Source organism: Geodermatophilus dictyosporus (assembly GCF_900115505.1).
In the GTDB taxonomy this organism is placed as follows: domain Bacteria; phylum Actinomycetota; class Actinomycetes; order Mycobacteriales; family Geodermatophilaceae; genus Geodermatophilus; species Geodermatophilus dictyosporus.
This window is the reverse complement of record NZ_FOWQ01000001.1, coordinates 736881-759212: the sequence shown is the minus strand read 5'-3', so window position 1 is coordinate 759212 and position 22332 is coordinate 736881. Positions and strand designations below refer to the sequence as shown.

18 protein-coding genes and 2 rRNA genes are annotated in these 22332 nt (G+C 78.3%); 18 read left to right on the top strand and 2 right to left on the bottom strand.

From position 1 onward, the window contains the following. The 4 genes from BMZ33_RS03515 to BMZ33_RS03500 form a co-directional block, all read left to right on the top strand. Positions 1–108, top strand: a 23S ribosomal RNA gene (locus BMZ33_RS03515); the annotation flags it as partial. A gap of 97 nt (positions 109–205) precedes the next feature. Beyond that, positions 206–322 (top strand): 5S ribosomal RNA (rrf, locus tag BMZ33_RS03510). A gap of 1036 nt (positions 323–1358) precedes the next feature. After that, positions 1359–2195, top strand: a complete 837-nt coding sequence (locus BMZ33_RS03505) for a hypothetical protein (RefSeq protein ID WP_091107742.1) — start codon at positions 1359–1361, stop codon at positions 2193–2195. A gap of 99 nt (positions 2196–2294) precedes the next feature. Then, a complete protein-coding gene (locus BMZ33_RS03500; protein WP_091107740.1) occupies positions 2295–2654 on the top strand; it encodes a single-stranded DNA-binding protein in 360 nt (119 codons plus the stop codon). A gap of 14 nt (positions 2655–2668) precedes the next feature. Here BMZ33_RS03500 and BMZ33_RS03495 read toward each other — a convergent pair whose 3' ends face one another. Then, positions 2669–3994 (bottom strand): DUF1015 domain-containing protein, encoded by a 1326-nt coding sequence (locus tag BMZ33_RS03495; RefSeq protein WP_091107737.1) that lies wholly within the window; start codon positions 3992–3994, stop codon positions 2669–2671. Between the two features lie 108 nt (positions 3995–4102). On the opposite strand from BMZ33_RS03495, the gene BMZ33_RS03490 reads away from it, so the two are divergent. From BMZ33_RS03490 to BMZ33_RS03460, 7 genes are all read left to right on the top strand, one after another. Continuing rightward, positions 4103–4534: a tetratricopeptide repeat protein gene (locus tag BMZ33_RS03490; RefSeq protein ID WP_091107735.1), complete on the top strand. Its 432-nt coding sequence runs from the start codon at positions 4103–4105 to the stop codon at positions 4532–4534. Continuing rightward, positions 4531–5634: an HAD-IIA family hydrolase gene (locus BMZ33_RS03485; RefSeq protein WP_169063838.1), complete on the top strand. Its 1104-nt coding sequence runs from the start codon at positions 4531–4533 to the stop codon at positions 5632–5634. Before BMZ33_RS03490 ends, BMZ33_RS03485 begins: the two co-directional genes overlap by 4 nt. Positions 5635–6067: 433 nt before the next feature. After that, a complete protein-coding gene (locus BMZ33_RS03480; RefSeq protein WP_091107733.1) occupies positions 6068–6316 on the top strand; it encodes a hypothetical protein in 249 nt (82 codons plus the stop codon). Then, positions 6316–7113, top strand: coding sequence for a TlyA family RNA methyltransferase (locus BMZ33_RS03475; protein ID WP_091107731.1), 798 nt, complete (start codon positions 6316–6318; stop codon positions 7111–7113). The genes BMZ33_RS03480 and BMZ33_RS03475 overlap by 1 nt, the downstream gene beginning before the upstream one ends. An 88-nt stretch (positions 7114–7201) precedes the next feature. Continuing rightward, positions 7202–8239 (top strand): NAD kinase, encoded by a 1038-nt coding sequence (locus BMZ33_RS03470; protein ID WP_091107729.1) that lies wholly within the window; start codon positions 7202–7204, stop codon positions 8237–8239. Next, entirely contained in the window at positions 8214–10085 is a 1872-nt protein-coding gene (recN, locus tag BMZ33_RS03465; protein WP_169063837.1) for a DNA repair protein RecN, read from the top strand. Before BMZ33_RS03470 ends, recN begins: the two co-directional genes overlap by 26 nt. A gap of 144 nt (positions 10086–10229) precedes the next feature. Further along, positions 10230–10946, top strand: a complete 717-nt coding sequence (locus BMZ33_RS03460) for a class I SAM-dependent methyltransferase (RefSeq protein ID WP_091107727.1) — start codon at positions 10230–10232, stop codon at positions 10944–10946. A gap of 537 nt (positions 10947–11483) precedes the next feature. Here the strand turns inward: BMZ33_RS03460 and BMZ33_RS03455 are convergent. Then, positions 11484–12284: a TetR/AcrR family transcriptional regulator gene (locus BMZ33_RS03455; RefSeq protein ID WP_169063836.1), complete on the bottom strand. Its 801-nt coding sequence runs from the start codon at positions 12282–12284 to the stop codon at positions 11484–11486. Positions 12285–12499: 215 nt separating this feature from the next. Between BMZ33_RS03455 and steA the strand changes: the two genes are divergently transcribed. The 7 genes from steA to BMZ33_RS03420 are packed head-to-tail and all read left to right on the top strand — an operon-like array spanning position 12500 to position 22331. Further along, positions 12500–13636, top strand: a complete 1137-nt coding sequence (steA, locus tag BMZ33_RS03450; protein WP_169063835.1) for a putative cytokinetic ring protein SteA — start codon at positions 12500–12502, stop codon at positions 13634–13636. Next, positions 13633–14586, top strand: coding sequence for a copper transporter (locus BMZ33_RS03445; protein WP_091107720.1), 954 nt, complete (start codon positions 13633–13635; stop codon positions 14584–14586). The genes steA and BMZ33_RS03445 overlap by 4 nt, the downstream gene beginning before the upstream one ends. A 32-nt stretch (positions 14587–14618) precedes the next feature. Then, positions 14619–15437, top strand: coding sequence for a hypothetical protein (locus BMZ33_RS03440; RefSeq protein ID WP_091107718.1), 819 nt, complete (start codon positions 14619–14621; stop codon positions 15435–15437). Between the two features lie 32 nt (positions 15438–15469). Continuing rightward, entirely contained in the window at positions 15470–17083 is a 1614-nt protein-coding gene (murJ, locus tag BMZ33_RS03435; RefSeq protein ID WP_169063834.1) for a murein biosynthesis integral membrane protein MurJ, read from the top strand. After that, positions 17076–18233: a glycosyltransferase family 4 protein gene (locus tag BMZ33_RS03430; RefSeq protein WP_091107715.1), complete on the top strand. Its 1158-nt coding sequence runs from the start codon at positions 17076–17078 to the stop codon at positions 18231–18233. The genes murJ and BMZ33_RS03430 overlap by 8 nt, the downstream gene beginning before the upstream one ends. After that, positions 18230–20620, top strand: coding sequence for a hypothetical protein (locus BMZ33_RS03425; protein WP_091107713.1), 2391 nt, complete (start codon positions 18230–18232; stop codon positions 20618–20620). Before BMZ33_RS03430 ends, BMZ33_RS03425 begins: the two co-directional genes overlap by 4 nt. Further along, positions 20598–22331 (top strand): CTP synthase, encoded by a 1734-nt coding sequence (locus BMZ33_RS03420; protein ID WP_091107711.1) that lies wholly within the window; start codon positions 20598–20600, stop codon positions 22329–22331. The genes BMZ33_RS03425 and BMZ33_RS03420 overlap by 23 nt, the downstream gene beginning before the upstream one ends. Position 22332: the final 1 nt, after the last annotated feature.

Sequence of the window (22332 nt, the reverse complement as noted above, 5' to 3'; positions counted from 1 at the left end):
AGTCAATGGGGTAAGGCCCCCGCCCAGACCAGCGGGTTGATAGGCCGGAAGTGGAAGCACCGCGAGGTGTGGAGCTGACCGGTACTAACAGGCCGAGGGCTTGACCACACACACCTGCTGTCAAGCCAACAAAGCAAGCGTGTTCGCGTCCACTGTGCGGTTCTGAACGCATCCAACCCCGACCGGGTTGACATGTTCACAGTGTTACGGCGGTCATGGCGAGAGGGAAACGCCCGGTCCCATTCCGAACCCGGAAGCTAAGCCTCTCAGCGCCGATGGTACTGCCCTGGAGACGGGGTGGGAGAGTAGGACACCGCCGGACAACCATTCACGAGACGGGGGTCGGAGCCATTGGCTCCGGCCCCCGTCTCGCGTGTGTCCGGAAACGTCCACGGCGCTCGTCCGAGTGCTGCCCACCGTCCAGAGGTACAGACGACGACATGACATCTCCCCGACGCGGGTCCGCCGGACGTGGCCGCCCTGACGGTCCGCAGTCCCGCGGCCAGGGCCGAGACGAGCGTCAGGGCTCCCGAGGCGCTGGCGGGGCCGGCGGCCGTGGCGGTCAGCGCGGCAGCCGCGACGAGCGGACCGGGCGGGCCGGTGGTGCGGGTGGCCGAGGGGACCACGGCAGCGGGCGGCGTGGCGGAGCCGGTGGCTGGTCCGCGGAGGGCCGGCCGGGCCGGTCCGACGACCGCGCGCAGGGGCGGTCGACCGGTGCGGGCGCCGGCGCCTCCGGGTGGCGGGACCGTCGTCCGGACGCTGATCGCGCGCAGGGCGACTGGCGCGACCGCCGCCCCGGGACGGGCCGCGGCGCCGGCGACTGGCGCGACCGCCGTCCGGGAGCCGACCGCACCTCGGCGGAGCGCGGCGACCGCCGGCCGGCCACGGGTCGCGTGGCGGGTGAGCGCTCCGAGCGGCGGCCCGCCGTCGACCGCGGCGCCGGCGAGCACGGGGACCGTCGCCCTGCTGCCGGACGCGGGACGGGTGACGGGCGCGACCGCCGGCCGGCCGGGGGCGCCGGTGGTGGCGGCTGGCGCGACCGCGGGTCCTCCGCCGGCGGGCGGCCCCAGGGTGGGCGCGCCGACCGGGGGGCCGACGGCGGCCGCTCCGGGGACTGGCGGGACCGGCGCCCTGCCGCCGAGCGTCCCGGGCGACCGGCCGCAGGGCGGGACGACGCTCCTTCGTCGCAGGGGGACCGGACCTGGCAGGACCGGCGCCCGGACCGCGACACCGGCGATCGGCGTCCGGCACGTGGTGAGTGGCGCGAGCGTCGCCCGGCGCGCGAGCGTCCCGCCCGCAACGGTGGGCCGCGGCCCGAGTGGCGGGACCGCCGTCCCTCGACGGAGCGCACGCCCCCCGTGGCGCCGGGTCCGGACCTCCCCGACTGGGCCGACCCGCAGGACCTCGACCCCTCCGTGCGGTCGGCCCTGCGCGGCCTCGAGTCGCGCAACGCCGACCGCGTCGCCCGCCACCTGGTGACGGCCGGCACCGTCGTCGACGAGGACCCCGAGCTCGCCCTGGCGCACGCCCGGGCCGCGCGGGACCGGGCGTCCCGCATCGCCGTCGTCCGCGAGGCCGTGGGTGTCACCGCCTACCACGCCGGCGACTACGCCGAGGCGTCCCGCGAGCTGCGCGCCTACCGGCGGATGAGCGGCGACGAGGCCTACCGGGCCGTGCTGGCCGACTGCGAGCGCGCCCTGGGGCGGGCCGAGGTGGCGCTGCGGCTGGTCCACGAGGCACTCGCCGAGGGGCCCGATCCGGCGGAGACCGTCGAGCTGCAGCTCGTGGAGGCCGGCGCCCGGCAGGACCTCGGCGAGGCCGCAGCGGCCCGCCTGGTGCTCGAGGGCGGCCTCGGCGGGCGGCCCACGCCGTCCGGCGTCGACCTGACCGACGACGGGACCCTGCGGCTCGCGTCGGCCTACGCCGACCTGCTGGCCGCGACCGACGACCCGGCGGCCGAGGAGTGGCGCGCCGCCGTCGACGCGGCCGCGCCGGACGAGGACGACGACGTCGCCTTCGGCGAGGAGGAGCTCCTCGAGGCCCCCGGTGAGCCGGACGCGCCCGTGGAGGCAGCCGCGGTCGAGGGCCTCGACGACGCCGCCGACGACGGGCCCGACTTCGACGCCGACGTCGAGCGCGAGGTCGCCGAGCTCCTCGGCGAGGTCGACCCGCCGGAGGACGGCACCCCGCACTGACCACCGACACCGGCGCCCGCGCCGTCCACACCGTCCCGTCCGGTCCACAACCGGCCGGTGGCGGCACCGGGCGGCGCGGCGCCGGGTCAGGCTGCCGTCATGAGCCTGGCAGTGATCGACCGGAACGACGTGGTGCTGCGGGGGCGGCTCTCCGAGGCCGCGCAGTCCAGGGTGCTCCCGAGCGGGGACACGCTGGTGACCTGGCGGCTGGTCGTGCGCCGGCCCGAGCCGAGGGCGCGCGGCCAGTCGGTCGACGTGCTGGCCTGCGTCACCTACGACAAGGCGCTGCAGAAGCGGGCGGCCGCCTGGCTGGCCGGTGACGTGGTCGTGGTCGAGGGCGCCCTGCAGCGGCGGTTCTGGCGCACCCCCAGCGGCCCGGCCTCGGTGTGCGAGGTGAACTGCCGGCGCGGCCGCAAGGTGCCGCGGTCGTCGCCCGGCGGCTCGGCGCGGACGGCCTGAGCAGCCCGGTGCGGTCAGTCGCGGTGCGGCCGCAGCACCAGCCCGGTGCGCGGTTTGGGCACGAACAGCGTCGACTTGCGCGGCATCCGGGCACCCGCGCGTGCCACCGCGGCGACGTCGGCGGGGGAGGGCGGGCGGAGCAGCAGGGCGACGCCCGCGCGCTCCCCGGCCAGCCGGAGGGCCTCGGGCACGTCGTGGGCCACGAGCAGGGACGACGGGTCGTCGGGGCGGCCCCACAGGGCACCGACGAGCCCGGTGGTCGCCAGGACGACGTCGAGACGGCGCCACGCGTCGGGCGCCTCGGCCGGGACCGTGGCCCTCACCTCGGGCGAGGGGTCGGTCAGCTGCAGCAACCGGTGCCCGTCGGTGAGCAGGTAGCTCCCCGCCGGGCCACCGTGCAGGCCGGCGGCGGCCGCGACGGCACCGGGCCCTGCGGCCACGGGGACCTCGGTCACGGTGAAGCCCCGGAGTGCAGCGGCGGCGGCGGCGTCCAGCGCGAGGTCGGGCACCACCCGGTGGATGGCCTCGACGCGCAGCCCGCCGGCGCCCATGGGCGTCAGCAGCGCGAGCACCCGGCAGTCCCCGGCGGGGTGGGTGCGGTGCAGCGCCTGGGCCGCGGCGAAGCGGTGGTGCCCGTCGGCGATGACCGCTCCGGTGCGCGCCAGTGCCGCCGACAGCCGCCGCAGGGTCTCGTCGTCGGTCACCCGCCACAGCCGGTGCCGCACACCGTCGGCGTCGGTGACCTCCATGGCGGGCCGGCCGGTCAGGGCCGCCCGCGTCAGCTCGGTGACCTCCGGCTCGGGGTCGTGGGCGAGCACGATCGGCTCGAGGTCGGTGGCGGTGGCGGCCAGCAGCGCCCGGCGGCCCTCCACCGCGGCCGGGAAGGTGTCCTCGTGCGGCAGCACCGCCCGCCGGGCGCCGTCCACCGACACCGCGCCCAGCCAGCCGACGGTCGCCGGTGCCTGCGCCGGGGCGAGCTCGTAGCACCACAGCGCCGCGGTGCCGTCCCGGACCAGGACGCCCTCGGCCTCCCAGGCGCGCAGCAGGTGCGCGGCGCGCTCGGCCGGCCCGCCCTCCTCCCGGCGGGCCGGTCCCCGGGTGGTCGGCGCGCCGGCACTGCCCGCGGCGGGGGTGCCGCCCGGCAGGATGAGGCGGACGATGTTGTGCGGGTCCGCGGCGGCCAGCCGGGCACGGCCGTCCGGCGTCACCAGGTCGTAGGCTGGCGAGCTCACCCGGGCCAGGTGCCCGGGGTCGCGGTGCGAGTAGGTCAGGGCGCGGAAGGGCCGGACGTCCAGCCCCGTCGGTACGGGACGCGGGGCTCCCGCCGACGACGCGTGCACGACCGGATCGTAGGAGCCCCGCGGTGCGGTCCGCCGTCGCCACCGGCCCGGCGTCGCGGTCCCGCGCCGTCGGGAGGTGACGAGGGCCGGAGGAGCAGGAGGGCAGCGGTGTCGACAGCAGCAACGCCGTCGGGCGGAGCCCCGGACGAGGGGGCGCCCGGCGGCGGCGTGTACGAGTGGTACCGGCGTGGCCTGGACCTCTTGGCCAGCGGCGACCCGGCGGCTGCCGCGACGCTGCTGGCCCGGGCGGCGGACGCCGAGCCAGGCTCCCGCAGCGTGCTGGAGGCGCTCGCCCGCGCCCAGTACGACGCCGGCCGCTACCGCGAGGCGATCGAGAGCTTCAGCGCCCTCACCGCGGTCAACCCCACCGACGACTACGCGCAGTTCGGCCTCGGACTGGCGGCCAGCCGGGCCGGCGAGCTGGACCTGGCCGCCGAGCACCTGGCCCTGGCCGTCGCCATGCGCCCCGACCTGGGGCACTACACCCGGGCGCTGCGCGGCGTCCGCGCCCGGCGCGCGGCCGGTCCGGGGCCGGCGTGAGCGCCGCGCAGGCGCCGTCCGCCGCCGACGGCCCGCCGCGCCTGGCGGCCGGCTGCGCCCGCCCGCCGGCCGAGGTGTACGACGTCGCCCTGCTCGACCTCGACGGCGTCGTCTACGTCGGTCCCGACGCGGTGCCCGGCGTCCCGGAGGCGCTGGCCGCCGCCCGCGCGGCCGGCATGCGGCTGGGGTTCGTCACCAACAACGCCGCCCGCCCGCCCGCGGAGGTGGCCACCCACCTCACCGACCTGGGTGTGCCCGCGGACGCCGAGGAGGTCATCACCAGCTCGCAGGCCGCGGCGTCGGTCGTGGCCGGCTTGCTGGGGCCCGGAGGGAGGGTGCTGCCGGTGGGCGGGCCGGGCGTGGCCACGGCACTGCGTGCGGCCGGGCTGACCGTCGTCGACCGCGCCGAGGACGACCCCGCGGCGGTGGTGCAGGGCTACGGCCGCGAGGTCGGCTGGGCGCAACTGGCCGAGGCGGTGGTCGCCGTGCGCAACGGCGCCCGCCACGTGGCCACCAACGCCGACGCCACCATCCCCTCGCCCCGCGGGCCGCTGCCGGGCAACGGCGCGATGGTCGGCGTGGTCCGCGACGTCACCGGCAGCGAACCGCTGGTCACCGGCAAGCCCGACCCGGCGATGCACGCCGAGTGCGTGCGCCGCACCGGGGCCCTCGACCCGCTGGTCGTCGGCGACCGGCTCGACACCGACATCGAGGGCAGCCACCGCGCCGGTGCTGCCAGCCTGCTGGTGTTCAGCGGTGTCACCGACCCCGCCGGCCTGCTGGCCGCCGGGCCGCTGCACCGCCCCGACCTGCTCGCCGCCGATGCCGCCGGCCTGCTGGTGGCGCACCCGCCCGTGACGCCCGAGGACGGCGGCTGGCGCTGCGGACGCTGGCGCACGGTCGCCGGTGGCTCCGGGCTGGAGCTGCACGCGGCCGGCGACGGTCCCGGCGGGGCGCCGGCCGACGACGGCCTCGACGGGCTGCGCGCACTGTGCCTGGCTGCGTGGACGGGCGGGACGGGGTCGGTGCCGGGGCCGGTGCACGCCGGCGACGAGGCGGCCCGCCGGGCGCTGGCCGGGTGGGGGCTGGCGGTGCGGTGAGCGCGGCCGTGCGGTCGGGGCAGCGAGCGCAGCCGAAGCACGTCGCGAAGCCCGGCCTCCGTGCGCACCTCCCGCACCCGGCCCTGCACCAGCCACCCGCGCACGACCTGGCCGAGGTCGGCCAGCCGGCACGACGGCGTGCGGTCGAGCTCGCGTGCCGCGGCTGCGGGGCCGGCGTGCCCACCACCTGCTCGAGGGCCGACACGCGCTGCTCCCGCGACGCCGCGGCGGCGGGCCTCCTCGGGATGGGGGCGACACCGGCCCGGGGGTGCGCCGGCCGGCCCGCGGAACGCCACGGCTGCCTCCGCGGACCGGTTCCCGTCGTCCCCGGCCGGTACCGTGGCCGGGCGGAGGGGACGCGCCCCGGCGCCGTCCGCCGGGTGTCCGGTCCCCGCGCCCCGCCCGTCCCGCCCCCGTCCGAGAGGTCCGCGCCATGACCGAGCCGAGCCGACCGCGTCCGGTCCCCGGCCCGCCGCGGCCGGGCCCCGCCGGCGGGCCGGTGCCCGGTCCGGCACGCCCGGCTCCGCCCGCCGCGGGGACCGCGGCCGGCGCCCCGCACGAGCCGGCGACCGGGGAGCGCTACGCGGACCTCGCCGGGCGTCCGGTGGCCGAGCACGTCGCCGTCTTCGAGGCCGAGCACGACCGCCTGCAGCGCGAGCTCGCCACGATCGACCAGCTCTGATGGCCCGTCGCAGCCGGCTCGACGCCGAGCTCGTGCGCCGCGGCCTGGCCCGCTCCCGGGAGCACGCCGTCGAGCTGATCGCCGAGGGCCGCGTCGCGGTCGCCGGGCAGGCGGCCACCAAGCCGGCCACCGGGGTCGACGCCGGCACGCCCGTCGTCGTGCGCACCGACCCCGACGAGCAGCGCTGGGTGTCCCGGGGCGCGCACAAGCTGCTGGGCGCGCTGGAGGCGTTCCCGGTGCCCGTCGAGGGCCGCCGCGCCCTCGACGCCGGGGCCTCCACGGGCGGGTTCACCGAGGTGCTGCTGTCCCGGGGTGCCCGCGAGGTGGTGGCCGTCGACGTGGGGTACGGCGAGCTGGCCTGGTCGCTGCGCACCGACGAGCGCGTCCGGGTGCTCGAGCGCACCAACGTCCGCACCCTCACCCCCGAGCAGGTCGACGGCCCGGCCGACCTCGTGGTCGCCGACCTGTCCTTCATCTCGCTGCGGCTGGTGCTGCCCGCGCTCACCGCCTGCGCCACTCCCGACGCCGACCTGCTGCCGATGGTCAAGCCGCAGTTCGAGGTCGGCCGCGAGCGGCTCGGCTCCGGCGGGGTCGTCCGCGACCCAGCGGCGCGCGCCGGCGCCGTCCTCGACGTGGCCCGGGCCGCCGCAGACCTGGGGTGGGGGACCGCCGGGGTCGTCGCCAGCCCGCTGCCCGGCCCGGCCGGCAACGTCGAGTTCTTCCTGTGGCTGCGCCGCGACGCCGGGCCGCCGCAGGAGGCCGGCGTGCTGCGCGCGGTCGAGGAGGGACCGCGGTGAGGCTCACGGGCCCCGCCCCGGCGCCGGAGCCGCCGCGGGGGCACGCTGGGGAGCGACGGTGCCGCACGGGCACGAGCGAGGAGGACCGATGAGCGAGGCCGGCCAGGGCGGTTGGCGCCCCGGCGGCGGGCGGCACGTGCTGCTGGCCGCGCACACCGGACGGCACGACATCGTCGACCTGGCCCGCAGCTCCGCTGCGCGCCTGGCGCGGGCCGGCATCACCGTGCGCGTGCTCGCCGACGAGGCCGCCGAGCTGCAGATCGAGGGCGCCGAGGTGGTCGCCGCCGACGCCGAGGCCGCGCGCGGCGCCGAGATCGTCATGGTCTTCGGCGGGGACGGCACCTTCCTGCGGGCCGCCGAGCTGGCGCGCTACAGCCACGCCGCGCTCATGGGCGTCAACCTCGGCCGCGTCGGCTTCCTCGCCGAGACCGAGCCCGAGGCGGTCGAGGAGACGCTGACGGCCATCGAGCGCTGCGAGTACTCGGTGGAGAAGCGGCTGGCCATCGAGGTCGACGTCCTCGACGCCGGTGGGGCCGTCGTCGACGGCACGTGGGCGCTCAACGAGGTGTCGGTGGAGAAGGCCGAGCGCTCCCGCGTGCTCGACGTCGTCATCGCCATCGACGGCCGCCCGCTGACCAGCTTCGGCTGCGACGGGGTGCTCTTCGCCACCCCCACCGGGTCGACCGCCTACGCCTTCTCCGCCGGCGGCCCGGTGGTCTGGCCCGACCTCGAGGCGATCCTGCTGGTGCCCAGCAACGCGCACGCCCTGTTCGCCCGCCCGCTGGTCACCTCGCCGGACTCGGTGCTCAGCGTCGCCGTCCCGCCCGACGGCAACCGGGCCCGCGTCTCCGCCGACGGCCGGCGCGCCCTCGACGTGCCCGACGGCGGCCGGGTCGACGTGCGCCGCGCCGCCCGCCCGGTGCGCGTCGCGCGCGTGCACCCCGGGTCCTTCGGCGACCGGCTGGTGGCCAAGTTCGGCCTGCCGGTGCGCGGCTTCCGCGACGCCCGCCGGCACGACCCCGGCCAGGAGCTGCGGCCCTCCCGCAACGTGCTGATGCGCGACGTGGTCTCGCTGCGCGGCGACGGGGAGGAGGTGCGCGGTGGCACCGCGGACCCCGACGCGTGAGCGCGGCGGCCGCCGCCGCACCGCCCCCGCCCTCGACGAGGCGCGCGAGGCCGACGCCGCCCCGGTGCCCGCCGTCCCGGCGGACGGCGCCCCGGCCGGGGACGGCCGGGGCCGGGGCCGGCTCACCGAGCTGCGCATCCGCGGGCTGGGCGCCATCGACGACGTCACCCTGGAGCTTGGCCGCGGGCTGACCGTCGTCACCGGCGAGACCGGCGCCGGCAAGACCATGGTCGTCACCGGGCTGACCCTGCTCTTCGGCGGCCGGGCCGACCCCGGCCGCGTGCGCGCCACCGGCCGCGCCGGGGTGGAGGGCCGCCTCGAGCTGCCGCCGGACTCGCCGGTGTGGGAGCGGGCCGCCGACGCCGGTGCCGAGCCCGACGACGACGGCAGCCTGATCCTCGCCCGCACCGTCAGCGCCGAGGGCCGCTCGCGGGCGCACCTGGGCGGGCGGGCCGTGCCGGTCGGCGTGGTCGCGGAGCTGTCCGAGGGGCTGCTCGCGGTGCACGGGCAGAGCGACCAGCTGCGGCTGTCCCGCCCCGCCGAGCAGCGCGCCGCGCTCGACCGCTACGCCGGACCGGCGCACCTGCGGCTGCTGGAGGCCTACCGCGAAGCCCACGCCCGCTGGCGCGAGCTGGCCGCCGACCTCGACCGCCGCCGCGGGCAGGCGCGCGAGCTGGCGCAGGCCGCCGAGGTGCTCCGCCACGGCCTGGGGGAGATCGAGGCGCTGGCGCCCGAACCCGGCGAGGACGAGGCCCTCGACGCGCAGGCCAAGCGGCTCGGCGACGCCGACGCGCTGCGCGCCGCCGTCGACGAGGCGCGGGTGGCGCTGGTCGGCGACGTCACCGGCGACCTGGGCGCCGAGGGGCTGCCGCAGGACGCCACCGCGGCGCTGGCCACCGCCGAGCGGGCGCTGGCCGCCACCGACGACCCCGCGCTGGTGCTGCTCGCCCGCGACCTCGCCGACGCCGTCGCCGTCGTCTCCGACGTGTCGGTGCAGCTGGCCGGCTACGTGGCCGACCTCGACGCCGACCCCGCGCGGCTGGCCGAGGTGCTCGACCGCCGGGCGGCGCTGACCGCTCTCGTGCGCAAGTACGCAGACCCGGGCCAGGGCCTGGCCGGCGTGCTCGCCTGGGCCGAGGACGCCCGCCGCAAGCTGTCCGAGCTCGACGTCTCCGACGAGGCGCTCGAGGCGTTGGAGGCCGCCCGCGACGCCGCCCGCGCCGAGGTCGACGACCTCGGCGCGGGGGTCTCGGCCGGCCGCCGCGCCGCGGCCGACGGCTTCGCCGCGGAGGTGGGCCGCGAGCTCGCCGGCCTGGCGATGAAGAGCGCCCGGGTGTCGTTCGCCATCGACAGCCACCCCGGCGAGCCCGGTTCCGACGGCGTCGACGAGGTCGCGCTGCTCATGGCCGCCCACCCCGGCGCCCCGCCGCGGCCGGTGCACCGCGGCGCGTCCGGGGGTGAGCTCTCCCGCGTCATGCTGGCCATCGAGGTGGTCTTCGCCGGCGCCGACCCCGTGCCGGTCATGGTGTTCGACGAGGTCGACGCCGGTGTCGGCGGCCAGGCAGCGGGGGAGATCGGCCGGCGGCTGGCCCGGCTGGCGCGCGAGCACCAGGTCGTCGTCGTCACCCACCTGGCCCAGGTGGCCGCGTTCGCCGACACCCACCTGGTCGTCGACAAGTCCCCGGACACCGCGGCCGGCGTCACCGCCACCGACATCCGGGCCGTCGACGGCGAGGACCGGGTGCGCGAGCTGGCCCGGATGCTCTCCGGCCTGGCCGACAGCGACACGGGACAGGCGCACGCCCGGGAGCTGCTGGCGGTCGCCGCGGAGGCGCGGCGGGGCTGAGCGGCGGTTCGGTCGGGCACGATCGGGTGGTGGAACGCAGGAGTGTCGATCACCGCGGGCGGGTAGCCCGCGTCCCGTGCGCCTGCTGACCCCGCGTCCGACCCCCGCCCGCCCGGCCCCGGCCGCCCCCGTCCGGAGCGGGCGATGAGCTGCTTCAGCTCGGCCGACGAGTCGGCGCACTACGGGTTCTCCGTCTGCATGCTGCTGCAGCAGTACCGCGAGCAGCTGGGCTGGGAGTCCGCCCCCGTCGTCGAGCTGGGCACCGGCGACGCCTCGGCGATCGCCGACGTGGTCCGGGGCCTGCCGGGGCTGCGCATCCGCAGCTACGACATCAGCGCCGACTCGGTGCGGCGGGCGCAGGCCAACATCGCCGAGCGGGGCGTCGCCGACCGCTACACCGTGGAGCTCGGCGACTTCTTCGACCAGGCCGACGAGGCCGGCGGCGAGCCGGTGACCACGGCGATCGCCAACCCGCCCTACATCCCGGCGCCCGACCGGGACATCCTCATGCCCGAGCTGTGGGGCGGGGTCCGCGGCAACGACCTGACGCTGCAGCTGCTCAAGGCCGGCTACGACAACGTGGTGACCGCCGTCGCCAGCTACGCCGACCCGGTCACCACCCTGTCCACGGCGGCCGACCTCGGCTACCGGGTCGTCAACTTCCTGGCCATGGGCCTGGACTACGGCCCCTACAGCAGCGAGCCGAAGGTGCGCGAGCACATCCGGCGGATCGTCGCCGAGGGCCGCGGGTGGGCCGGCGAGGACGAGTACATGGTCGCCGTGGCCCTGTTCACCCGGGACCCGCAGATCCCCGGCGACCGCGCGGGCCAGCTGCGGCGCGCCCTCCAGCTCGGCGGCTGACCCGGCTCGGCCCAGCGGCAGGCACAGCGCCGCCGGGTCGTCGGCGCAGCGGCAGGCACAGCGCCGCCGGGTCGTCGGCGCAGCTGCCCTCGGCCACGGCCACCCGGTCCCACGGACCGGTGGCGTCCGGCCCGGCGACGCGCAGGTCCGCGACCCGCGCCACCAGGCCGGGGAGCGGCGCGCCGTCCCGGGCCACGACGCGGGCCGTGGCCCGGGTGGGCTGCCGACGCCCGAGCCGACGGCGGACCCGTCGGCCGTGGTGAGGACGACGTGGGGCACCGCCCCGCCCAGCCGGGAGGTGACGGCGACCTCGACCGGACCGGGCGGGGACGGCGCCGCGGGGGAGGACGTCGGGGCGGGCGCGGGGGTGGACGCGGCCGGCCCGCCGCGCGTGGTGGGTCGGTCAGGGACCCGCAGCCCGACGTCGTCGGCACGGCTGCGGCGCAGGTCGGCGCGGCGGCCCGGCGGCGGGGACCACGGGCGGCGCCCTGGCAGATCCCGGGCCCGGTGGCTGGCGGCGCCACCCGGTGGTGCGGCTCAGCGGCGCTTGGCGTACCCGGCCAGCCCGAACTGCAGCAGCGACAGCCCGCGCCGCCCGGCCGTCCGCAGCTCCGCGGCCAGCTCCGGGCCGCTGACCCCGGCCAGCACCCGGTCGCGGGCGAGCTCGAGCAGCCGCCCGTAGAGCGCGGTCACCGCCGAGGCGGTCAGCTCCGGCTCCACGGCCCCGGCCGGCGCGCCGGTCTCCTCCCGGATCTGCGCGGCCAGCGCCGCGGTGAGCTCGCCGAGGATCTCCCGCTCGCGCACCTGCAGCGTCCGCGAGCCGCGCACCACCCGCGCCATCGCCGCCACGCCGGCGGCCGCCTCCGGCGCGCCGAGCTGCGCCATCGCGCCGACGACGAAGGTCCCCGCGGCCGCGGCGGCCGACTCGCCGGCCGGGCGGCGGGCGACCGCGTCGAGCAGTGCCGCGCGCACGGGCGGGTCGGTGGACAGCACCAGCCCCTCCTTGACGGGGAAGTGGTTGAACACCGTCTTCTCCACCACCCCGGCGCGCTGGGCGATCTCGACCACGCTGACGGCGTCGAAGCCGCGCTCGGCGAACAGCTCGGCGGCCGCCTCGACGATCCGGTCGCGGGTCTCCAGCCGGCGCTGCTCGCGCACGCCGGCGCCGCGGCGCCGGCGGGGGGCCTTGGCCGCGGGGGCCTTGGCCGCGGGGACCTTGGCCGTCGGGGCGGGCACGGCGCGCATGACCGGCGGGGCCACCGGGACCGCCGCCCGCTCCCCGTCCGCGGCCCCGGGGGCGCTCGCCGGGATGCTGGCAGCTTCGGCCCCACGTGTCACGGCGGCGACGCTAGACAGCCCGGCTGGGTCCTCCGGCGGGGTACGTGGGGCATGCGTGCCCGGCGTGTCGCGCTGTCCGTGGTGTCGGACACCCTCCGTGAGCAGGTCGTCGCCGGAGCGCGTCGGAGGACGGACCGTCCCGCCCCGCATGGGACCATGCACCAATGCGCATCGGCACCCTGCGACGGAGCCGGGCCCAGGAGACCGAACCGGGGGTGAGCGGCACCGTCCGGCTGGACCGTCGCACCAAGAACCTCACCAAGCGCCTGCGGCCCGGCGACATCGCCGTCATCGACCACGTCGACATCGACCGGGTCAGCGCCGACTCGCTGGTGGCCGCCCGGGTCGGCGCCGTGGTGAACGCGGCACCGAGCACCTCCGGCCGCTACCCCAACCTCGGCCCCGAGATCCTCACCGCCGCCGGCATCCCGCTCGTCGACGGCGTCGGCAAGGAGGTGTTCGCCGCCCTCAAGGAGGGCGCGCACGTCCGCGTCGAGGGGGCCACCCTCTACGGCCCCGACGGCCGGGCGGTCGCCGAGGGCACCGAGCAGACGCCGGACACCGTCGCCGCCGCCATGGCCGAGGCCAAGGCCGGGCTGTCCACGCAGCTGGAGGCCTTCGCCACCAACACGATGGAGTACATGAAGCGCGAGCGCGCGCTGCTGCTCGACGGCGTCGGTGTCCCCGACGTGCAGACGCGCATCGAGGGCCGGCACGTGCTGGTCGTCGTCCGCGGGTACGACTACAAGGAGGACCTGCAGGCGCTGCGGTCCTACATCCGCGACTACCGGCCGGTGCTCGTCGGCGTCGACGGCGGCGCCGACGCGCTCGTCGAGGCCGGCTACGCGCCGGACATGATCATCGGCGACATGGACTCGGTCAGCGACCACGTCCTGCGCAGCGGCGCCGAGGTCGTCGTGCACGCCTACGCCGACGGCCGCGCGCCCGGGCTCAAGCGGGTGCAGGACCTCGGCGTGGACGCCATCACCTTCCCGGCCGCGGCCACCAGCGAGGACATCGCGATGCTGCTGGCCGACGAGAAGGGCGCCAAGCTCATCGTCGCGGTCGGCACGCACGCCACGCTGGTGGAGTTCCTCGACAAGGGGCGCGGCGGCATGGCCTCGACGTTCCTCACCCGGCTGCGGCTGGGCGGCAAGCTCGTCGACGCCAAGGGCGTCAGCCGGCTCTACCGCAGCCGCATCTCCGGCGTCGCCCTGGTCGTGCTCGTGGTCGCCGCGCTGCTGGCCATCGTCGCCGCCGTGGCCGTCACCACCGCCGGGCGCATCTACCTCGACCTGCTGGTCGACCAATGGGACAGCTTCGTGTTCTGGCTGGAGAACCTCTTCACGTGATCGACTTCCGCTACCACCTGGTCTCGCTGATCGCGGTCTTCCTCGCCATCGCCCTGGGCCTGGTGATCGGCGCGACGCAGCTGTCCGGGCCGCTGCTGGACAACCTGCAGGGCCAGGTCGCCTCGCTGCAGGAGGACAAGCGGGCCCTGGAGGACCAGACCCAGGGTCTGCAGGCCCAGGCCGACACGAGCAACGCCTTCGAGTCCGCCGTCGCCCCGGCCCTGGTCGCCGGCACCCTCGTCGACCGCGACGTGCTGCTGGTGCGCGCCTCGGAGGAGGTCACCACCGACACCGTCGAGGAGGTCACCGCCCTGGTGACCGCGGCCGGCGGCACGGTGACCGGCCGGGTCACCGTGGAGCCGGAGTACAGCGACCCGGCCGGCGAGGCGGGCCTGCAGAGCTACGTCACCGGCCCGGGCCGCCCGGTGGGCGTCACCCTCCCCGAGACCGACGACACCGGCCAGCTGGTCGGCGCGCTGCTCGCCCAGGTGCTCATGGTCCCCGCCGACCCGGCCGTGCCGGCACCCGACACCGCCGCCATCTCGACGGTCTTCGCCGGGCTGACCGCCCTCGACGTGCTGTCGCAGGACTCCGCGTCGGTGGCCCCGGCCGACTTCGCCGTCGTGCTCACCGCGGGCGCGCTGGACGGCGAGGACGCCGCCGACCGCAACGACACCCTGCTCGACCTGGTCACCGCCCTCGACGCCGCCGGCTCCGGCGCGGTCGTCGCCGGCGACGCCGCGTCGGCCGGCGAGAACGGCCTCGTCGGCGCCATCCGCGCCGACCCCGAGGTGTCGGCGGCGGTCTCCACCGTGGACAACGTGGGCAGCCCGGCCGGCCAGATCAGCACCGTGCTGGCCCTGGGCCGCGAGGGCGAGGGCACCTCCGGCAAGTACGGCTCCGGGGAGGACACCCAGCCGGTGCCGCCGGTGCCCGCCGCCACCCCGTGACGGCGCACCCCGCGAGCGGGCGCCCCGTTCCCGTGCACTCGGCGCTGCTCGCGCTGGCCGGGGCGGCTGCCGCCCGCGCCGGCCTGGCCGCGGCGGCCGCGCTCGACGCCCGCCCGGCCGGCGCGCCGTGGCGGCGGACCAACTACGCCGGCCGGCCGGTCACCCTGCTCGGCGGTCCCGCGCTGGCCGTCGCCGCCACGGCCGCCTCCGCGCTCGGCGCCCCCGCCGGCACCCGGGCCGCGGCCGCGGTCGCCGGGACGGTGTCGGGGCTGGTCGGCGGCTACGACGACCTCGTCGGCGCCCGGCCCGAGCAGGCCCGCGACAAGGGCCTGGCCGGGCACCTGGCGGCCCTGCGCGCCGGGCGGGTCTCGGCCGGGGCGGTCAAGGTCGCCGGCATCGGGGCCGCCGCCGCGGTCGCCGCCCTCCTCACCCGGCGGGATCGGGGGCTCGCCGACGCCGTGCTCACCACCGGGCTGGTCGCCGGCACCGCCAACCTGGTCAACCTGGTCGACCTGCGCCCCGGCCGCGCCGCCAAGGCCGGTGCGCTGGCCGCCGCGCTCACCGCGCGGGGCCCCGCCGGCGGCCTGGTCGCCGGGCCGCTGGGCGCCGCGCTGGCGGTCCTGCCCGACGACCTGGGCGAGCGGGTCATGCTCGGCGACGCCGGCGCCAACGCCCTCGGTGCGCTGCTGGGGCTGCGGCTGGCCGCCGTCCCCTCGCGCCCGGCCCGGACGGGGCTGCTGGCGGCGGTCACCGCGCTCACCCTGGCCAGCGAGCGGGTCAGCTTCACCCGCGTCATCGAGGCCACCCCGGGCCTGCGCGAGCTCGACCGGCTCGGCCGCCGCCCGGCGTGACCTCCGCGGGGCCGACCGTGTCGGGACGCCGGGTGGCCCAGGGGGTGGCCGGCGCCGCGGCGCTGATCGCCGTGCTCACCGTGCTGGCCCGCCTCGCCGGGTTCGGCCGCACCCTGGTGTTCACCAACGCCGTCGGCGCCGACAGCACCGGCGACACCTACACCGCGGCCAACACGGTGCCCAACATCGTCTTCGAGGTGGTAGCCGGCGGGGCGCTGGCCTCGCTGGTGGTGCCGATGCTGGCCGGGGGCATCGCGGCCGGTGACCGCGAGCAGGTGCGCCGGACGGCGTCGGCGCTGCTGGGCTGGACGCTGCTGCTGCTGGTGCCGCTCGCGGCGCTGGTCGCCGTCCTCGCCGGACCGATCGCGCGGCTGCTGCTGGGCGGCGGCCGCGAGGCCGAGGTCGAGCTCGCCGCCCGCTTCCTGGTCGTCTTCGCGCCGCAGGTGGTGCTCTACGGGGTCGGCATCGTGCTCACCGGCATCCTGCAGGCGCACCGCCGCTTCGCCGGGCCCGCGATCGCGCCGCTGCTGTCCAGCCTCGTCGTGGCCGGGGCCTACGCGGCCTTCGCACTCCTCGGCGGCGCCCGCTCGGCGGAGGACCTCTCGACGCCGGCCGAGCTGGTCCTCGGGGTGGGGACGACGCTCGGGGTGGCGGCGCTGAGCCTGTCGCTGCTGGTGCCGCTGCGCCGGCTGCGGCTGGGCCTGCGCCCTTCGCTGCGCTTCCCGGTGGGCGCCGCTCCGCGGGTGCGCCGCCTCGCGCTCGCCGGGGTGCTCACCCTGGCCGGGCAGCAGCTGGTGGCCGCCGTGGCGATCCGGCTGGCCAACTCCGGCGGCGCGCCCGACGGCACCCAGGTCGTCTACACCGCCGCGCTGACGCTGTTCCTCGTGCCGTGGGCCGCGCTCGCCGTGCCGCTGGCCACCTCGGCCTACCCGCTGCTCACCGAGCGCGCGGCCACCGGCGACGAGGCCGGCTACCGGCGGGCGCTGGCGCCGGTCACCGTGCTCGTCGTCGTCGCGAGCCTCGGGGCGGCCGCGGTGCTGGCCGCCGTCGCCGGGCCGATGGCGCGGGTGTTCCTGCTCGACGGCAGCGCGGTCGACGTCGCGGCGCTGCGCGACACGATCCTCGCCTTCGCGCCCGGGCTGGCCGGCTACGGGCTGGTCGCCGTCCTCACCCGGGCGCTGTACGCGCGCGGGCTGTGGCGGGCGCCGACGGCGTGCGTGCTCGGCGGCTGGCTGCTCGCCGTCGCCGCCGACGTCGTCCTGGCGGCGCTGGCGCCCCCCGCCGACCGGGCGCTCGCGCTGGCCGCCGGGCACAGCCTCGGGGTGACCGTCGCGGGCCTGGCGCTGGTGGCGGTGACCGCCCGGGTGGCCGGCGCCGGCGGGCTGGCCGGGCTGGTGCGCTGTGGGCTGCCCGCGGTGCTCGCCGCGGTGCTCGGCGCGGCCGCCGGCCTGCTCGTGGCCCGTGCCCTCGACGCCGACCCGGTGCCCACCGGGTCGCTGCCCGTGACCGTGGGCAGCGGCCTGCTCGCCGCGGCGGCCGTGACCGCCGTGGCGGCGGCCGTCATGATGGGGACGGCGCGCCGGCCCCTGGCCGCGGCGGTGCGCGCCCTGCGCGCACCCGGCCGGACGGAGGTGGAGCGTGGCTGAGCCCCCCGCCGGGCCCGCGCCCCTAGCCGGCCGCCGGGTCGCGGAGGTGCTCGCCACCAGCACCGGCGGCGTCGGCACCCACCTGCGCTCGGTGCTGCCCGCCCTCACCGGGGCCGGCGCCGCGGTGACCGTCTGCGGCCCCGACGCCACCGACGCGCTGTTCGGGTTCTCCGCGGCCGCCGCCTTCCGCCCCGTCGAGATCTCCGCCGGTCTCGACCCGGTCGCCGACGCCCGCGCCGTGCCGGCCCTGCGCCGGGCCGCCGCCGGCGCCGACCTCGTGCACGCCCACGGCCTGCGGGCCGGCCTGGTCGCCGCCCTCGCGGTGCGCGCCACCGCCCGCCGGGCACCCCGCCGGCCGCTGGTGGTCACGCTGCACAACGCGCTGCCCGAGCGCTCCGGGCCGCTGCGCCGGCTGCTCGCCCGGGCCGAGCGGGCCACCGTCCGCGCCGCCGACGTCGTGCTGGCCGCCTCCGGCGACCTCGCCGACAACGCCCGCCGCCTCGGTGCCGGCGACGTGCGGGTGGCTCCGGTGTCGGCCCCCGCCCTGCCGCCCGCGCGGCGCGGCCGCGACGAGGTGCGCACCGGGCTCGGGCTCGCCGACGGGCGACCGCTGGTGCTGGCCGTCGGCCGGCTGCACCCGCAGAAGGGCTACGACGTGCTGCTCGACGCCGCGGCGACCTGGGCCGCCGGGCCGCGGCCGCCCCTGGTCGCCATCGCCGGTGACGGCCCGCTGGCGGCCGAGCTGGCCGCCCGCGTGCGCGACCAGCGGCTGCCGGTCACCCTCCTCGGCCGCCGCACCGACGTCGCCGACCTGCTCGCCGCCGCCGACCTCGCCGTCCTGCCCTCGCGCTGGGAGGCCCGCTCGCTCACCGCGCAGGAGGCGCTGCGCGCCGGCACGCCGCTGGTGGCCACCCGCACCGGCGGGCTGCCCGAGCTGCTCGGTGACGCCGCCGAGCTGGTGCCGCCCGGCGACGCCGCGGCGCTGGCACGGGCGGTCGACGCGCTGCTGGGCGACCCCGCCCGAGCCGTCGCCCTGGCCGCCGCCGGACGCGAGCGCGCGGCGGCCTGGCCCGACGAGGCGGCCACCGCCCGCGCGCTCGTGGCCCTCTACCGCGAGCTGCTCGGCCCGCCGGGGACCCCGGCGCCATGAGGCGGGCCGTCCTGCTGCTGGTCGCCGTCCTGGCGCTGCTGGTGACCGGCCTGCCCGGCGCCGCGGCCGCCGACGACGCGGCGGGGGAGTGGCGGGCCGACCGGGTGCTGGTCGTCGGCGTGCCGGGCCTGCTGTGGAGCGACCTCGAGCCCGGGCGCACCCCGTCGCTGTGGGACCTGGCCGAGACCTCCCCGATGGGTGCGGTGTCGGTGCGCGCCGCCCGCTCCACCACCTGCCTGCTCGACGGCTGGGCCACCCTCGGCGCGGGCAACCGCGCCCGCTTCCCGTCGCCGGACGAGGCGCTGCCGCAGGTGCCGGTGCCCACCGTCCCGCTGCCCGGCGAGGTGCCCGGCGAGGCCGAGGGGACCCCCACCCCACAAGCGGTCCCGGCCGGGCCGCCGGCCAGCCCCGAGCTGTCCTTCTGCGGGCTGCAGGAGCGGCTGGCCGAGGCCGGGCTGGCCGACCCGCTCACCGCGGTGCGCGCCGTCGCCGAGGACCGCGCCACCGCCCGCTTCGGCGCCGAGCCGGCCGTGCTCGGCGAGGCCGTCGGGTGCGCCACCGTCGTCGGCCGGGCCCCGGTGGTCGCCGTGGCCGCACCGGGCGTGGGCCTGAACCGGCAGGAGCAGCTGCCGGCCGACCCGGCCGCGGTCGCCGAGCTGCTCGAGCCGTGCCCGCTGACGCTGGTCTCCCTGGACGGCCTGGTGGACGCCGGCGTGCCCGCCGACGGCAGCGAGACCGGCACCGAGCCGCAGTCGCGGGAGGCCGCCCTCGCCGACGTCGACGCCGCGGTGGGCGCGCTGCGCGCCGCGGTCGCCGCGCTGCCCGGCGACACGCTGCTGCTCCTCCAGGGCGTCTCCGAGGTCAACGACGGCCGTCCCCAGCTGCACGTGGGCCTGGCCTCCGGTCCGGGCTTCACCGGGCCGGGCTGGCTGACGTCGGCCAGCACCGGCCGGGCGCCCTACACCCAGCTCATCGACGTCGCGCCCACCGCGCTGCGGGCGCTGGGCCTCCCGCGGCCGGCCTCGGTCAACGGCCAGCCGCTGACGGTCACCGGCGAGCACCCCGGCACCGCCGAGGCCGTGGCCACCCTCGTGCGCGCCAACACCGCCGCGGTCACCCACCACCGCAGCACCGGGACGTTCTACGCCGCGCTGGTGGCCGTCGACGCCGCCGTCGTCGCGTTCGGCCTGCTGGTCCTCGGCTCCCGCCGCGGGGCACCGGTGCGGCCCTCCCGCGGCCGGCTGCGGCCGGTGCTGCACCTCGCCGCGCTCGCCGCCGCCGCGCTGCCGGTGGCCACCTACCTGGCCGGGCTGGTGCCGTGGGAGCGCGCCGGGTCGCCCCGGTGGGCGCTGGCCGGGGCGGTGCTGCTGGCCGACGCAGCGGTGCTCGCCGTCGCGCTGCTGGGGCCCTGGCGCCGCGGCACGTCCGAGCGGCGCCGACGGCTCGGTCCGCTGCTCGCCGTCCTCGGGGTCACCGTGGCCACCCTCGCCGGCGACGTGCTCACCGGCTCCCGGCTGGAGCTCGACGGCCTGCTGGGCTACGACCCGATCGTCGCCGGCCGGTTCACCGGGTACGGCAACCTCACCGCGGGCCTGCTGGCCGGCGCCGCGCTGCCGGCCACCGCCGCGCTGGCCACCGCCGCCGGGCGGCGCGCCGGGCGGGGGAGGGACGACGGCGGACGGCGGCAGCGGCGGGTCACCGGGGCCGTCGTCCTGGCCGCGGGCGCGGTCACCGTCGTGCTGGTCGGCACGCCGGGCCTGGGCCGCGACTTCGGCGGGGTGCTCGCGCTGCTGCCCGGGTTCCTGCTGCTGGCCATGCTGCTCACCGGCGTGCGGGTGACCGTGGTGCGGATGGGCGCGGTGCTGGCGGCCGGGGTGCTCGCCGTCGGCACGCTCGCCGTCCTCGACTGGCTGCGCCCCGCCGACGAGCGCAGCCACCTGGGCCGCTTCGTCGAGCAGGTCCTCACCGGTGAGGCGTGGACGGTGGTCAGCCGCAAGGCGCAGGCCAACCTCGACATCCTGCTGGGCAGCTCGCTGTCGTGGGTGCTGCCGGTGGCCCTGGTGGCGGCCGTGTGGCTGGTCCGCCGGACGGGCCCGCGCGGCGCCGGACCCGGGCTGCTGCGCGCCGGCGGCTCGGGCCTGCGCCCCGCGGACGCCGCGGTGCTGCGCGCCGGGCTGCTGGCCGCGGCGCTGAGCCTGGCCCTGGGCGCGGCGGTCAACGACTCCGGCGTGGCGCTACCGGCGACGGCGGCCGCGCTGCTGGTGCCGCTGCTGGTGGCCCTCGCGGCCCGGGCGCCGCGGCGGGACGCCGACGTCGCCGCACGGGGTCCGGGGGAAGGGGACGACCGTGTTACGGTGGGTTCCCGTGGGTCGACCTGGAACATATGACCGCGGGCTCCTCCACAACCCCCAGCCGACGAAGTTCGTCTTCGTCACCGGTGGGGTTGTCTCCTCCCTCGGCAAGGGCCTGACGGCCAGCTCCCTCGGGGCCTTGCTGTCCAGCCGTGGCCTGCGGGTCACCATGCAGAAGCTGGACCCCTACCTCAACGTCGACCCCGGGACGATGAACCCGTTCCAGCACGGCGAGGTCTTCGTCACCGAGGACGGCGCCGAGACCGACCTCGACATCGGCCACTACGAGCGGTTCCTCGACACCGACCTGTCGGGCCGGTCGAACGTGACCACCGGCCAGGTCTACTCCGACGTGATCGCCAAGGAGCGGCGCGGGGAGTACCTCGGCGACACCGTGCAGGTCATCCCGCACATCACCAACGAGATCAAGGCCCGCATCCTGGCCGCCGCCCAGGCCGGCACGGCCGACGACGAGCCGGTCGACGTCGTCATCACCGAGATCGGCGGCACCGTCGGCGACATCGAGTCGCTGCCCTTCCTCGAGGCCGCCCGGCAGGTGCGCCACGAGATCGGCCGCGACAACGTCTTCTTCCTGCACATCTCGCTGGTGCCCTACATCGCGCCGTCGGGGGAGCTGAAGACCAAGCCGACCCAGCACTCGGTCGCCGCGCTGCGCAACATCGGCATCCAGCCCGACGCACTGGTCTGCCGCGCCGACCGCGAGATCGGCACCTCGCTCAAGCGCAAGATCAGCCTTATGTGCGACGTCGACGCCGAGGGCGTCATCTCCTGCCCCGACGCGCCGTCGATCTACGACATCCCCAAGGTGCTGCACCGCGAGGGCCTCGACGCCTACGTCGTCCGCCGGCTGGGCCTGCCCTTCCGCGACGTCGACTGGACCGTGTGGGGCGACCTGCTCGACCGCGTGCACCGCCCGAGGCAGACGGTGACCATCGCGCTGGTCGGCAAGTACGTCGACCTGCCCGACGCCTACCTGTCGGTCAGCGAGGCCCTGCGCGCCGGCGGGTTCGCCCACCGCAGCCGGGTGCAGATCCGCTGGGTGCCCTCCGACGACTGCCAGACCCCCGAGGGCGCGGCCGCCGCGCTCGGCGACGTCGACGCCGTGTGCATCCCCGGCGGGTTCGGGGTGCGCGGCATCGAGGGCAAGCTCGGCGCCATCCGCTACAGCCGCACCAACGGCATCCCGACGCTGGGCCTGTGCCTGGGCCTGCAGTGCATGGTCATCGAGTACGCGCGCAACGTCGCCGGCCTCGACGGCGCCAACTCCGCGGAGTTCGACCCCGACACCGCCGACCCGGTGATCGCCACGATGGCCACCCAGGTCGACGTCATCGCCGGCGAGCGCGGGCTGGGCGGCACCATGCGGCTGGGCAGCTACCCGGCGGCGCTGCAGAAGGGCTCGCAGGCCGCGGCGGCCTACGGCTCGACGGACGTCACCGAGCGGCACCGGCACCGCTACGAGGTGGCCAACGCCTACCGCGAGCGGCTCGGCGAGGCCGGCCTGGTGTTCAGCGGCACCTCGCCCGACGGCCTGCTGGTCGAGTTCGCCGAGCTGCCCCGTGAGGTCCACCCGTTCTTCGTGGGCACCCAGGCGCACCCGGAGCTCAAGAGCCGCCCCACCCGGCCGCACCCGTTGTTCGCCGCGTTCGTGCAGGCGGCCATCGAGCGGCAGGAGTCCGCCCGGCTGCCGGTGCCGGTCGAGGAAGCCGAGAAGGTCGGGATCTGAC